12 protein-coding genes are annotated in these 13,048 nt (G+C 65.7%); 6 read left to right on the forward strand and 6 right to left on the reverse strand.

The window, feature by feature from the left end; translation table 11 throughout:
• Positions 1 to 314: 314 nt before the first annotated feature.
• The 4 genes from VCS63_RS05990 (at position 315) to VCS63_RS06005 (ending at position 4,583) form a co-directional block, all read left to right on the forward strand.
• A complete protein-coding gene (locus tag VCS63_RS05990) occupies positions 315 to 1,823 on the forward strand; it encodes an FGGY-family carbohydrate kinase (protein ID WP_323878873.1) in 1,509 nt (502 codons plus the stop codon).
• An 83-nt stretch (positions 1,824 to 1,906) separates the two neighbouring features.
• Positions 1,907 to 2,848, forward strand: a complete 942-nt coding sequence (locus VCS63_RS05995) for an ABC transporter permease (RefSeq protein WP_323878876.1) — start codon at positions 1,907 to 1,909, stop codon at positions 2,846 to 2,848.
• Positions 2,849 to 2,867: 19 nt separating this feature from the next.
• Entirely contained in the window at positions 2,868 to 3,830 is a 963-nt protein-coding gene (locus tag VCS63_RS06000; RefSeq protein WP_323878877.1) for a sugar ABC transporter substrate-binding protein, read from the forward strand.
• A gap of 12 nt (positions 3,831 to 3,842) precedes the next feature.
• Positions 3,843 to 4,583 (forward strand): ATP-binding cassette domain-containing protein, encoded by a 741-nt coding sequence (locus VCS63_RS06005; protein ID WP_063639417.1) that lies wholly within the window; start codon positions 3,843 to 3,845, stop codon positions 4,581 to 4,583.
• A gap of 89 nt (positions 4,584 to 4,672) precedes the next feature.
• Here the strand turns inward: VCS63_RS06005 and VCS63_RS06010 are convergent, their stop codons facing one another.
• Positions 4,673 to 5,884 carry an FAD-dependent monooxygenase gene (locus VCS63_RS06010; protein ID WP_063639418.1) on the reverse strand — a complete coding sequence of 404 codons (1,212 nt, stop codon included), beginning with the start codon at positions 5,882 to 5,884 and terminating at the stop codon, positions 4,673 to 4,675.
• A gap of 19 nt (positions 5,885 to 5,903) precedes the next feature.
• Positions 5,904 to 6,878 carry a Bug family tripartite tricarboxylate transporter substrate binding protein gene (locus VCS63_RS06015; RefSeq protein ID WP_301881399.1) on the reverse strand — a complete coding sequence of 325 codons (975 nt, stop codon included), beginning with the start codon at positions 6,876 to 6,878 and terminating at the stop codon, positions 5,904 to 5,906.
• 156 nt (positions 6,879 to 7,034) lie between these two features.
• On the opposite strand from VCS63_RS06015, the gene VCS63_RS06020 reads away from it, so the two are divergent.
• Positions 7,035 to 7,940 (forward strand): LysR family transcriptional regulator, encoded by a 906-nt coding sequence (locus VCS63_RS06020; RefSeq protein ID WP_063639420.1) that lies wholly within the window; start codon positions 7,035 to 7,037, stop codon positions 7,938 to 7,940.
• Between the two features lie 53 nt (positions 7,941 to 7,993).
• Here the strand turns inward: VCS63_RS06020 and VCS63_RS06025 are convergent, their stop codons facing one another.
• The 3 genes from VCS63_RS06025 to VCS63_RS06035 all read right to left on the reverse strand — a co-directional run bounded on the left by VCS63_RS06025 (position 7,994) and on the right by VCS63_RS06035 (position 10,866).
• Positions 7,994 to 8,275, reverse strand: a complete 282-nt coding sequence (locus VCS63_RS06025; protein ID WP_006385706.1) for a peptidylprolyl isomerase — start codon at positions 8,273 to 8,275, stop codon at positions 7,994 to 7,996.
• Positions 8,276 to 8,434: 159 nt separating this feature from the next.
• Positions 8,435 to 9,880, reverse strand: a complete 1,446-nt coding sequence (locus tag VCS63_RS06030; RefSeq protein ID WP_323878885.1) for a M81 family metallopeptidase — start codon at positions 9,878 to 9,880, stop codon at positions 8,435 to 8,437.
• An 11-nt stretch (positions 9,881 to 9,891) separates the two neighbouring features.
• Entirely contained in the window at positions 9,892 to 10,866 is a 975-nt protein-coding gene (locus VCS63_RS06035) for a Bug family tripartite tricarboxylate transporter substrate binding protein (protein WP_076817328.1), read from the reverse strand.
• Between the two features lie 196 nt (positions 10,867 to 11,062).
• Here VCS63_RS06035 and VCS63_RS06040 point away from each other — a divergent pair, with 196 nt between their 5' ends.
• Positions 11,063 to 11,983: a LysR family transcriptional regulator gene (locus VCS63_RS06040; RefSeq protein ID WP_042795395.1), complete on the forward strand. Its 921-nt coding sequence runs from the start codon at positions 11,063 to 11,065 to the stop codon at positions 11,981 to 11,983.
• A gap of 33 nt (positions 11,984 to 12,016) precedes the next feature.
• On the opposite strand, the gene VCS63_RS06045 is transcribed toward VCS63_RS06040, so the two are convergent.
• Positions 12,017 to 13,033, reverse strand: coding sequence for an amino acid ABC transporter substrate-binding protein (locus VCS63_RS06045; RefSeq protein ID WP_042795394.1), 1,017 nt, complete (start codon positions 13,031 to 13,033; stop codon positions 12,017 to 12,019).
• Between the last annotated feature and the right edge of the window lie 15 nt (positions 13,034 to 13,048).

Below are 13,048 nucleotides of genomic sequence, written 5' to 3' on the forward strand. Positions count from 1 at the left end.
TGCGGTTTTGATGGTTTTCATGGCCCCGGCTGTCTCCTCCGGGTGTGGGCCATTCTGTCCCACGCCCGCGGCCCGTGTCACCTGAACAGAAATAATCAATTGATAGGATTTCCGGTGCTGCGGTGCAGCGAGGAACGGCCCCCGCCGCTGCGCGGGAACCCTGGCTGGACTACAATTTCTTCATGCCGGAACGCCCGTTCCGGCGGCCGTCCGATCACGCAGAAGCCCCCTCCCATGTCTGATATTCCAACCTTCCGCCCGCTGCGGGCCATGCAGCCCGGGCGCGGCCAGATCCGCCCCATGCAGGTGATGGCATGAGTTACGTGCTGGCGGTGGATCTGGGCGGCACGCGCTTTCGCGCAGCCTTGGTGGATGCGCGTGGGGTCATCGCGCATGCGTGTTTCATCGATAGCCCGGCGGGCGCTCGTCCGGCGGACCGGCCGGGTTGGGATGAAATTGACGCCGATGCCTGGTGGCGCGGCCTGCAGACCCTGGCCGATCGCCTGGCCATGCAGGCTGGCGCCGGTTTCGACGCCGTGCAGGCCATTGCCATCTGCGGAGTCACTCGCACGCAGGTATTTATCGACGCGCAGGGCGCTGCCATCCGGCCGGCGATCACGTGGCGGGATACGCGCGCGGCGGCTGATGTCGGGGCATGGCTCGGCGCCATGCCGGCGTCCCATTCCGAGGCCGCCCAGGTCAACGCCTTTCATCCCTGGGCGCGCGTCGCGTGGCTGTTACGCGCCGAGCCGCAGCATGCAGCCCGGGTGCATCTGGTACTGGAACCCAAGGATTACCTGAATTTTCTCCTCACCGGACGCGCCGTCAGCGACACGGTATCCATGGCGCGCCTGGCTGCGGCAGCGGCGCCAGCCCCGCAGGGGGGCGACCTGCTGACGGCGGTGGGCGCCGATCCCGCCTGGGTGCCGCCGATGCTCGACCCTCTGGATGTGGTCGGATCCGTGCAAACGGGCTTACCGGGCGCGCTGGCGCGCCTGGCGGGACGCCCGGTAGTGGCCTGCGCCAATGACACCTGGGCGGCCGTGGCCGGCCTGGGAGCCCTGCGGCCGGGCTATGCCTACAACATCTCCGGCACCACCGAGGTCTTCGGCGCCGTCGGCGCCGAGCCGGTGCAGGCCCAAGGCCTGATGACCGTGGATTGGGGCGGCGGCCATCATCAGATCGGCGGACCGGGCCAGAACGGGGCGGACACGGTGGCGTGGCTCCTGCCCCTGCTGGGTCGCCTGGGCGACGAAGGCATGGCCGGCGTGGGCGAAGCGATGGACGCTTTGCTGGATGCGCCCCGGGATCCGCAGCCGGCGCTGTTCCTGCCCTATCTGCAGGGTGAAAGAGTGCCGTACTGGGACCCGCATCTGCGCGGCGCCTTCCTGGGCCTGAACCGTCGCCATGGCCCGGGCGATCTGGCCTGGGCCGTGCTGGAAGGCGTGGCGTTCCTGAACCGGATCGTGCTGGAACGCGCGGAAAGCGCCCTGGGCAGCCCCGTGGGAGAAATCCGCTTCGGCGGGGGCGCCGCATCCAACGCCCAATGGTGCCAGGTCAAGGCGGACATCTGCGAACGGCCCCTGGTGGTCGGCCAGGCCGAGCAGCCGGGCGTGCTGGGCGCGGCGGTGGCGGCGTGGACCGGCCTGGGGCGGTACAGCAGCTTCGCCGCCGCCCAGGACGCCCTGGTGCGCGTGGCGCAACGCTACGAGCCGCAAGCCGAGCGCGCCCACGCCTATCGCCGCATGTACAGCCAGTTCCGGGCCGCGGAAGCGGCGCTGGCGCCCGTCTCGCGCGCGCTCGCCGGTATCGATATGGGTTGATGCCCGGGTATAAACTACGACGCCATCAGCAGGGCGCAGCGACGCGCCCACATAACAAACAAAACGCAGCAAGGGTTGAGTCGATGCGCGGCATCCTGGAAAAGTACGGCACGGCAATCGCGGGATTGGTCCTGGTGGGCTTCTTCGCATTGGCGGCTCCGAATTTCGCGGCACCCAACAATCTTCTGAATATCGCCAAGGAAACCAGTTTCCTGGCCATCATTGCCATCGGTTTCACGCTGGCGCTGGTCACGGCCGAACTGGACCTGTCCGTCGCCGACGTCGCCAGCCTGGCGGCAGTCGTCACCGGCGCCCTGGTGCATACCGGACAGCCGGTGTTGCTGGCCATTGGCGCGGGCCTGGGGGTCGGGCTGGTCTGCGGTCTGGTGAACGGCATTGCCGTGACGCGGCTGCGCGTGCCTTCATTGATTGCGAGTTTGGGCATGGCCGCCATGGCGCGCGGCTTCGCCTTCATGCTGACCGATGGCGTGTCGTATGTGGGCCGCTGGCCCACCGTGTTCACGGACCTTGCGCGCGGCAAGCCCTTTGGCATTCCGGCCCTGGTGCTGTGGATGCTGGGCACGGTGCTGCTGGCGTTCTTCCTGGTGAAGTGGACCCGAACCGGCGCCCGCATGACGGCCACCGGCGAAGCCGGAGAGTCCGCCCGGCTGGCCGGCATCAACATCCGCGCCATGAAAAGCATAGGCCTGGCCCTTTCCGGCCTGTGCGCGGGGCTGGCGGCCGTGCTGCTGACTTCGAGCCTGTCTTCCGCCGCGCCCAACATGGCCGGCGACTACTTCCTGTACGCGATCGCGGCGGTTCTGCTGGGCATGACCATGTTCAACCCGGGCCACGCCAATATTCCGGGCACGCTGGTGGCCGCGCTGATCCTCAAGGTGCTGGGCAACGGCCTGGTCCTCATGGGCGCGCCTTATTACGTGCAGGACATCGTCCTGGGCTTCATCATCATCGCATCCGTCGCGGTGTCATCGGCCGTGCTGAAGAAAGCGGCCTTCAAATTCTGATCGGAAGGGGAAGAGAACCATGCGTAAATCCTTGATGCGCAATTTGCTGTTGGCCGCGTTTTCCGTCCAGGCCCTGGCCATCGGCGCGGCTGCGCACGCTTTCGACGTGGGCGTTGTCGCGTTCCAGATGTCTTCGGAAACCCATGCCCGGGTCGCCAACGCCGCTGCTGAAGCCGCCCGCGCCAAGGGCTGGACGGTCACCCAGTTGAACGCGGAAGGGTCCTTGCCCAAGCTGGCCGAACAGCTCGATACCCTGGTCAACAAGAAGGTTGACGCCATAGTCATCGCCATGGGCAAGCCCGTCGAAACCGACGCGCAGTTGCAGGCCGCCAAGGAGAAAGGCATTGCTGTCGTGGGCGTGATGTCCGGCGCCAGCCCCCATATGCTGTTCGACGTCGAGGTCAACGAATACGCCACTGGCGCCCAGTCCGTGCTCTACCTGCTGGGCAAGATGGGCTATCAGGGCAACATCCTGACCGCCCGCTTCGACGGCAACTCCGGCACCCGCATCCGCGGCAAGATGCTGGATGCCGTCTTGACCGAGAACACCGCGGTCAAGGACCTGGCCAAGTTCAGCATGGCCCGTACCCAAAGCTGGCGCGACGACGTGCGCAACGGCATGCAGGCCCTGTTGCTGCGCCACCAGGGCCAGTTCAAGGGCATCTGGGCCTCGTTCGATGGCCAGGCCTACGTTATCGACGACCTGCTGCAGGCGCAGGGTATGAAAAAGGGCGACGTCACGCTCGTGTCCGTCGACGGTAGCCCCGAAACCTATCGCCGCATCGCCGACCCCAACAGCCTTGTCACCGCCACGATGATGATTCCCTTCGAGCAGATGGGCGCCAAAGCTGTCGATTCCATTGACCGTATCGTCGTCAAGAAAGAACCCAAGGAAACCGTCGTTGCCGGTCCCTACCTGTTCATGGACTCGGTCCTGGTCGACGCCAGCAACGTCCAGAAATTCCTGCAACCCGCCAAGTAAGAGCCAGCAGCCATGACCGCCGCGTTGTCGCTACGCCAGATCAAGAAATCCTATGGCGCCGTCGAAGCCCTGAAGGGCGTGGACCTGGATGTGCCCCAGGGCAAGGTCATGGCCATTTGCGGCGATAACGGCGCGGGCAAGTCCACGCTCATCCGCATTATCTCCGGCGCTCAGGAGCCTAGCGCCGGGGCGCTGAGCCTGAACGGCAAGCCGGTAGTGTTCGGTTCACCCCACGACGCGCTGGTGCAGGGCATCGCCACCATTTACCAGGACCTGGCGCTGGCGCCGCGCCTATCGATCTGGGAAAACATCTTCATGGGCGCGGAACTGGTGCGCCGCGTGGGCCCTTTCAGTGTCCTGGACAAGCGCCGCATGGCCCAGGACGCGCGCGGCTACCTGCAGCGCCTGTCCGTGCCCATCGATGACATGGACCGGCCCGTGGAGCGCATGTCCGGCGGCCAGCGCCAGGCCGTCGCCATCGCCCGTGCCCTGCGCTGGGATGCCCGCGTGGTCATCATGGACGAGCCTACCGCCGCGTTGGGCGTCAAGGAGACCGCGCTGGTGTTGAACCTGGTGCGCAAGCTGCGGGAAGAGGGCCGCACCGTGATCCTCATCAGCCACAACATGGCGGACGTGGTGGCGCTGGCGGACCGGGTGGCCATTCTGAAGAGTGGCGCCAAGGTCATCGAGCGCGACGTGGCCGGACTGGATGCGGACGCGCTGGCGCATATGGTGATGACGGGCAAGGCGTAACGCCATCATTCGCCAACCCGCGCGCGAATAGGCAAAAGGCCGTCGCCCGGGGTGTCCCGGCGTCGGCCTTTTGCACGAGGCAGCGGGTGTCAGACCGGCGCTTCGTCCGCGTTGTAGCTGAACAGCCATTCATAGCGTTCACGCACGCGCGCTTCATTCCATTCGCGGTCCACGTAGTCAGCGGCTCCTTGTGCGTGTTCCAGCGCGGGATTGTGGAAGCGCCTGGCGTTTTCCGCCGATCCGCGCACGACGCGCGAAGCGCGTTCCACGCGTGCGGCTTCGTAGCGCTTGAAGGCCTGTGGAATATCGCCCGGATGAGCCGCCAGCGCACGCGCCAGCACGTAGCCGTCCTCGATCGCCATCGCCGCGCCCGACGCCAGCATGGGCAGGGTGGGGTGGCAGGCGTCGCCAAGCAGTGTCACGCGGCCCTGCGACCAGATCGGCAGCGGCTCGCGCAACATCAGCGCCCATTTATAAGGTTCGTCCAGGGCATGTATCAGCGTCTGTACGTCTTCGTGCCAGCCTGCGAAATCCCGCGCGCATTCTTCCACGCTGCCACGTTCGGTCCAGGACTCGACCTGCCAGTCGTCGCGTTCCAGAATGCCCACGAAGTTCACGAGCTTCCCGCGCCGCAGGGGATAGTGGATCACGTGCGCGCCGGGCCCCACCCAGTTGCAGGCGTAGGGCTCGCGCAGGTGCGCGGGCAGCTTTTCGGCCGGGATCACGCCGCGCCAGGCGACGGTCCCGGAAAACGCCGCCGCATCCGCGCCGAACAACGCGGCGCGTACGCGTGAGTGCACGCCGTCGGCGCCAATGAGCGCGGTGCCCTCGATGCGCTCGCCGGATTCCAGAACTGCCGCGACGCCCTTGTCATCCTGCGTGAACTGCGTCACTTTCGCGCCGAGCGAGATGGCTTCCGGATCATTGGCCTGCACGGCCTGCGCCAAAATCTGGTGCAGGTCGGCGCGATAAATCGTCAGGTAGGGGTAACCGTAACGGCTTACGGACTCCGCGCCCAGATCGAAGAGCGGCCAGGTCCTGCCGCTGGACCACAGCCGGATGCGCTTGCCGGCGGTGGGACGCGCCACGTCCATCAACGCTTCTTCCAGGCCTAGCTGAAAGAGCACGCGATTGGCGTTGGCGCTGAGCTGGATGCCGGCGCCAACTTCGCGCAGCTCCGGCGCCTGCTCCAGCACGCGTACACGCAGGCCGCGCCGTTGCAAGGCCAGCGCGGCGGTCAGCCCGCCCAGGCCGGCGCCCGCGATAAGGTATAGAGGGGAGGACGTCGAGTGATGGGACATAGTGCTGCGTCGGAAAGAATTAGTCCGGCTTGATGCCAGCTTGTTTGACGACCTGGGTCCATTTGGCCAGATCGGTCCGGATGGATTGTGCGAATTGCTCTGGGGTGTCGCCAACGGGTTCCAGGCCCAGATCCGCAAGTTGGCGCTTGACCTCGGGGTCGCGCGCAGCCGCGGCCAGCGCCTTGGTCAGGCGCTCGATAACCGGCTGCGGCGTATGTGCGGGGGCCATCAGGCCGAACCAGGAATACGCTTCGAAGGGCTGGCCCAGCACTTCCGCCACCGTGGGCACGTCTGGAAGTCGCGGGTAGCGCTGCGCGCCGGTGACGGCATAGGCACGCAGCTTGTTCGCCGTGATCTGCGGATACAGCAGCGTCACCGTGTCGAACAACAGATCCACCTGGCCGCCCAGCACGTCGCTCAGGGCCGGCGCGCCGCCGCGATAGGGAATGTGCAGGATCTCCACGCCGGCGCTGCGATCGAACAGCTCGGCGGTCAGATGACCGACCGAGCCGGTGCCCGCGGACGCCACCGTCAACGATTGGCGCCGCGCCAGGTCCAGCAGCGACTTGAGATCGGTGCTGGGCAGGGCGGGGCGGCTCACCAGGATGAGCGGACCGCGTACCGCCATGCCGATAGGCGTGAACGAGCTGACGGGGTCGTAGTCCAGCTTGGGGTACAGCGCTGGCGCAACCACCATGCTGCTGGTGCCACCCCACAGCAGCGTATAGCCATCGGGCTGTTCGCGTGTCACCGACGTGGTGCCAACAGAGCCGCCCGCGCCCGCCCGGTTCTCCACGATGACGGGTTGGCCCAACTGCTCGGACATCGTCTTGCCGAACAGGCGCGCGCTCGTGTCAGTCGGGCCGCCAGGCGGAAATGGCACCACCAGTTTGATGGGCTTGTCGGGAAAGGCGGCTTGCGCTGCAAAGGCGGGAGCGACCGCCGCGCACGCAAGACTGAAGGCGGCGGCAAACCGCAGGGAATAACGGAACATGCTTGTCTCCTGTAGGGCAAGTGCGCTTGTTGTTGTGAGCCATTTCGCTTGGACGGCGGCGCATTCCGCAATTGCAACGCAAACGGATAAACAAGTAAAACTACGATAATTTGTTCATTAACAAAGACTGGTTATGAATTTTCTGCTAGGTCACGCATGAACTGTTCGCTACGCCAATTGCGCGGCTTTCTCGCTGTCGCCGAGCACGCCAGCTTCACCAAAGCCGCCGCCCAGTTGCATCTGACGCAGGCTGGGCTGAGCGCCATGGTGCGGGAGTTCGAGCAAAACATCGGCAGCCGCCTGTTCGAACGCAGCACCCGGGCCGTGCTACTGACGGAAGCGGGCCGCACCTTGCTGCCCGTGGCCCAGCGCATGGTCGACGAATTGGGCGGCGCCCTGCGCCAACTGGCCGCCGCCAGCACGCCGCAGGCGCGCGTGCTTCGTGTAGGTGTCACGCCGCTCATCGCCAGCAGCATCCTGCCGCAAGTATTGCGCGCATGCTCCGTAGCGCAGCCGGACTGGCGTGTCGAGGTGGCGGACATGGACCGCAGCCTGATCCAGCAAGGCGTGGAGGATGGTTCGCTGGACGCGGGCTTCGGCGCCTTCTTCCAGAAGGCCGCCGGCCTGCGCCGGCGCAGCTTGTTCCCAGCCGAACTCGTGTTGGCACAATCGGCGGAACATGCCGCCAAGAGCCGTCGCGCTCCGTTGTCATGGCAGCGCCTGGATCCCGGCAGCCTTATCGTTCTGCCGGCCAGCAACCCTATCCAGCAACTGATAGACCGGCACGTCCCGCGTCTGCCAGACAGCGCGGCAAGCCCGCCCCGCCGCGTCTACAGCCACCTGGAGACCATACTGGCCATGGTCGAGGCCGGCCTGGGCCAGGCGGTCGTCCCCTCGTTCGCGGCGCTGACCGGAGCGCGCTGGCGTGTGCACCTCAGGGCGCTGGCCCCCCGCGTGGCCCTGGACTATGCCATCGTCACCCGCAGCGGCCGCCGCGACAGCGCCGGACTTACCGCCTTCGTGGATAGCCTGCGGATCGCAGCGCAGGCCGACGGGTCATGAAAAAGGCCGCCGCCAGTTTCCTGGCGGCGGCCTTCGGATATACAGCGGCGGACTTAGTCCTTGCGGCTGGTCACTTCAACCAGGTGGTAGCCGAACTGCGTCTTCACCGGACCCTGAACCTCGCCGACCGGGGCGCTGAACACCACGGTGTCGAATTCCTTGACCATCTGGCCCGGGCCAAACGTACCCAGATTGCCGCCGTCGCGCGAGGACGGGCAGCTGGAGTTTTCCTTGGCCAGCTGAGCGAAGTCGGCGCCGTTTTCGATGGCGGTCTTCAGTTCATTAGCCTTGGCTTCGGTCGAGACGAGGATGTGGCGGGCGGAGGCTTGTGCCATTTGGGGCTCCTTGCGGACTTGAATTGGGGAGGGGGAGAGTAACGCATTCAGCGGACGGGCGCTGGAGTGGCTAGGGTAACTCGCAGATTGTGAACCGCTGACGACTGTTGTGTATCCCTTCAATACAAGCGCCCGGGCGTTCATGCGCCGGGCGTTCTGTCACATATTGATTGGCCACTTCGGCCCGTTTATGTGTTTATACGGCAACCCCTTGATATCCAGCGCCGCCGACCCCGGCGCATCCGCAAAGACCACATGCCGCGCCACCTTGGCGAACGATGCCTGGAAATGCTGCGCCGACTTGACCACGATGAGGGTTTTTTCCTCGAGCTGGCAGCCCAGCTGCGTGAAAACATCGGTATCCATTGCTTGCGCTCGCACCGTGATCAGCACGATCTCGATGCCGTCGGCTTCCACCAGCGCGGAATTTCCCACCACGGCTGGCGAGCCGGACAGGCCGGTCATGACCATGTCCGGAACCAGGGCTTTGACGGTACACATCAGGTCTAGCGGTTCTCCAGACATCGGGCTGATCTTTCCGCCGATGCGCAGTGCCAGGCGCGCGCCTACGCCGGCGCTGAAGGCGATGCGCACGGCGATGGGGTCCCACATGGGGCCGATCGCCACGTTGCGCACGCCACGCTCGCGCAGGCGGCGCAGCAGAAAGGTGGAGTCGCCCGCGCCGCCGCCGCCCGGATTGTCGGCGGCGTCGGCAATGACGACGGGCGTCGCGCCGTGCGCCAGCGCCTGGTCGATGGCTTCGTCGGGCTTGGGGTAGTCAGGCGTCAGGGCTGCGCGCATGCCGATCAATTCGTCGGCAAGGCGCCGCGCCAGCCGTTGGGCGGCCAGGGCGTCGCCGTCGGCATACACGAGCAGTTTGGTGCCCATGTCCGGCACATCGCCCCAGGCGAAACTGTGCACCACGGAAATGGAGAGTATGCCGTCCCGGCCTTCCAATGCGCTGATGCGGTCGATATAGCTGCGCGCGGGCTCTTGCGGGGTGCGAATGGTGACGACCATCTCGCAGTCGACCACCGCCGCTACCGGCGCGATGCGGCGCTGGACGATTGCCGCGCAGAAGTCCACCAGTTCCAGCGCGCGCTCGCGGATGTCGGTGTGAGGGTATTCCTTGTAGGCGACCAGAATATCCGCGTTGGCCACCATGGCTTCCGACAAGTGGCAGTGCGGGTCCAGCTCTGCGCCGACGACGACGCCGGGACCGACGATGTCGCGCACGCGTGCCAACAGGTCGCCCTCGCAGTCCTCGTATCCGTCGGCCACCATGGCGCCATGCAGGCCCAGCACCACCATGTCCACGGGCAAGGCCAGGCGCAGGTCGCGCAGCAGCTCTTCGCGCAGCGTTTCGTAGGCATGGCGGGTGGTGGTGCCGCCGGGCTGGGCGCCGGCGGCCAGGCCTTCGATCACGGTCCAGCCATGTTGCGCGCCGCGCTGGCGCGCCGCCCACAGTGGTCCGCTGAAGATCGTCATCTCGGGAGGATGGGTGCCGGCGGGGTAGTAGCCCCGGTCCGCGAAGTCATCCAGCGAGGTGGGCAGCGGAGCGAACGTATTGGTTTCCGTGGACAGCGAACCGGTGAAAACACGCATGGTACGAAAGCTTAGTCCGCGGTGGCGCCGGAGGCCTTGACCACATCGGCGTATTTGGCGATTTCAGAAGCGACGTGCTTGCGCAGTTCCTCGGGCGTGCCGCCGCCGGGCGTGGCGACCATGCCGGCGAGCTTCTCCTGGATGTCCTTCTCTTCCAGGATGGCGTTGACTTCCTTGTTAAGCTTTTCCACGATGCCCGCGGGCGTGCCGGCCGGCGCGAACAGCGCGTACCAGGACGTCATTTCGTAGCCCTTGACGCTTGCATCGATGGTGGGAATCTCCGGGGCGAAGGGTTGGGTGGTGGCGCTGGTGACGCCCAGCGCGCGCAGCTTGTCGCCCTTGATGAGCGGCATGACGGAAGGCGCCGTGTCGAACATCACCTGGATCCGGCCCGCCATCAGGTCGGTCAGGGCGGGCGCGCTGCCCTTGTATTGCACGTGCTCCATCTCGACGCCGGTCATCATCTTGAACAGTTCGGCCGACAGGCGGGTCGACGAGCCCGCGCCGGACGACGCGAAGAAAATGTTCTTGGGGTTGGCCTTGGCGTAGGTGATGAACTCCTGCACCGTCTTGGCCGGCACGGTGTTGTTCACCACCATGATGTTGGGAAAGCGCGTCAGCAGCGCCACCGGCGCGAAGTCCTTCTGGAAGTCGAAGGACAGCTCTTTGTAGAGCGACACGTTGATGGTGCTGGCATTCGAGCCCAGCAGGATGGTGTAACCGTCGTTGGGCGAGCGCGCGACGGTGGCCGCGGCGATGTTGCTGGCGGCGCCCGGGCGGTTCTCGACCACGAAGGTCTGGCCCAGCTTGTCCGACAGGCGGCCGGCGATCAGCCGGGCCACGGCATCCGACGAGCCGCCCGGCGCATAGCCGACCACGACCTTGACGGGCTTGGTCGGGTAGGCGGCTTCCGGCGAGGCGAACGCGGCTTGTTGACAGACTACGCTCAGGGTTGCGGCAGCGAGGATCGAAGCGAAGGGTTTCATGCTTTAAGGCTCGAAATGGGCGTTACCTCGCATTGCCGCCGTCGCTTGTTCCAGCGTTCGACCGCAACCGAGCGGATTGAAAGTACGCGCATTATTCGCAATCGCCACCCTGTAAATCAATGTAAGCTAAAAGGAATTTTGTTGCCAAAAAGGCAACGATTTTTCGAAATTGCTGAAATCGAATAGGGAGAAGGCCATGGACGGCGGCTTGAGCGCGCGGCGCTTGCAGTACTTCTTCGAAGCGGTCACGGCCGGATCGGTGCGCGGGGCAGCTGAACGCCTGGGCGTGGAGCCTTCCATCGTCAGCCGCCAGATCCAGCTGCTGGAAACGGAGCTTGGCGTCGCGTTGCTGGAGCGCAAGGGCCGCGGCATCGTTCCCACCGATATGGCTGCCATCGTGATGGATCACTGCCGTGACCGCCAGGCCAGCGAACAGGCCCTGCGGGCGCGGCTGGACGAGGTCAACGGCTTGCAGCGCGGTGATATCCAGATCGTTGCCAGCGAGGGCTTCGTGGATATCCTGATGAGCGGCGTGGTGGACGAATTCTGCCGCCAGCATCCCGGCGTGCGCGTGTCCCTGAAGGTGGCGGGCGCTTCCGATGCGGTCCGCGCCGTCGTGCATGACGATGCCCACATCGGCGTGGTGTTCGGCGCACCCGCGGATCCAGGCATACGCGTGGTGCACACGCGCACGCACCCGCTATGCGTGATCGCCTGGCCGGATCATCCGCTGGCGCGGCAGCGCAAGCGGCCGGCGCTCAAGGACGTGGCGCGCTATCCCGTCGCATTGATGGGGCCGGGATTCGGCCTGCGCCAGTTGATCGAGATGGCGGAGCTGTCGGAAAACATCGTGCTGTCGCCCAGCTTCATCGCCAACTCTGTGGTGACGCTGAAACGCTATGTGGAAAGCCGCCTGGGGCTGACCTTTACGTCGGCCAATTCCGTGGTGAAGGAGGTTGCCCGGGGCGAACTGGTGGCGCTGCGCACCACCAATCCCATCTTCGAGGCGGCGCAGACGCGGCTGATCGTGCGGGCCAACCGGCCCTTGACCAGCGCGGCAAGAGGCATGCTGGAAAGAATCCAGGCATCGCCCCTGTTCCACGGCGCGAAGCCGTAGCGGGCGATGCCTGTGTCGGGCTTGCTGCGCTGCTTAGCGCACCGGCCAGCCGTACATCAGGCCGCCGTCGCGGTACGAAGCGTTCAGGCCGCGCGGCAGCTTCAGCGGGCTGCTGGGGCCCAGGTTCTTCTCAAAGCTCTCGCCGTAATTGCCGATGTGCTTGATGATGTTGTAGGCCCACTTGTCGTCCACGCCCAGGTTCTTGCCCATGCCCGGGGTCACGCCCAAGAGGCGCTGCACGTTGGGATTGGTGCTCTTGAGCATTTCATCCACGTTCTTGGAAGTGATGCCGTATTCCTCGGCTTCCAGCATGGCGAACATGGTCCAGCGCACGACGTTGAACCATTGCTCGTCGCCCTGGCGGACCATGGGGCCCAGCGGCTCCTTGGAGAAGTTCTCCGGCAGGATGTCGTACTTTTCCGGGTTCTCGAGGTTGCTGCGCGCGGCGGCCAGCTGCGACTTGTCGCCGGTGAAGGCGTCGCAACGGCCCACGGCGAATGCGCGGATGATCTCGTCCAGGCGTTCGACGACCACGGGCTTGAAGACGATGTTCTGCGAACGGAACCAGTCGGCCAGGTTCAGTTCAGTGGTGGTGCCGGGTTGGACGCAGACCGTGGCGCCGTCCAGTTCCTTGGCGCTTTTTACGTTCAGGGCTTTGTTCACCATGATGCCCTGGCTGTCGTAGTAGTTCACGCCCACGCCGATCAGGCCCAGCGTGGTGTCGCGGGTGAGCGACAGGGTGGTGTTGCGCGGCAGGACGTCGACCTCGCCGGACTGCAGGGCGGTGAAGCGCTGCAGCGCGCTGACGGCCATGATCTTGGCCTTGGAGGCGTCGCCGAACATGGTGATGGCCAGCGCGCGGCACAGGTCCACGTCCAGGCCGATCCAGCCGCCCTTGCTGTCGTTCACGGAGAAGCCGGCGACGCCGGTGGACACGCCGCATTGGACGAAGCCCTTGTTCTTGACCGCCTCGAACGTCGCGCCGGCGTGGGCGGCCCAGGACGAGATCAGTAAGGCGGTGCCTGCCGCGGCCAGTTTGAATGCTTTCATGATGTCTCCGCGCAG

It is taken from the genome of Achromobacter sp. D10 (genome assembly GCF_035282245.1).
Taxonomy (GTDB): domain Bacteria; phylum Pseudomonadota; class Gammaproteobacteria; order Burkholderiales; family Burkholderiaceae_B; genus Achromobacter; species Achromobacter insolitus.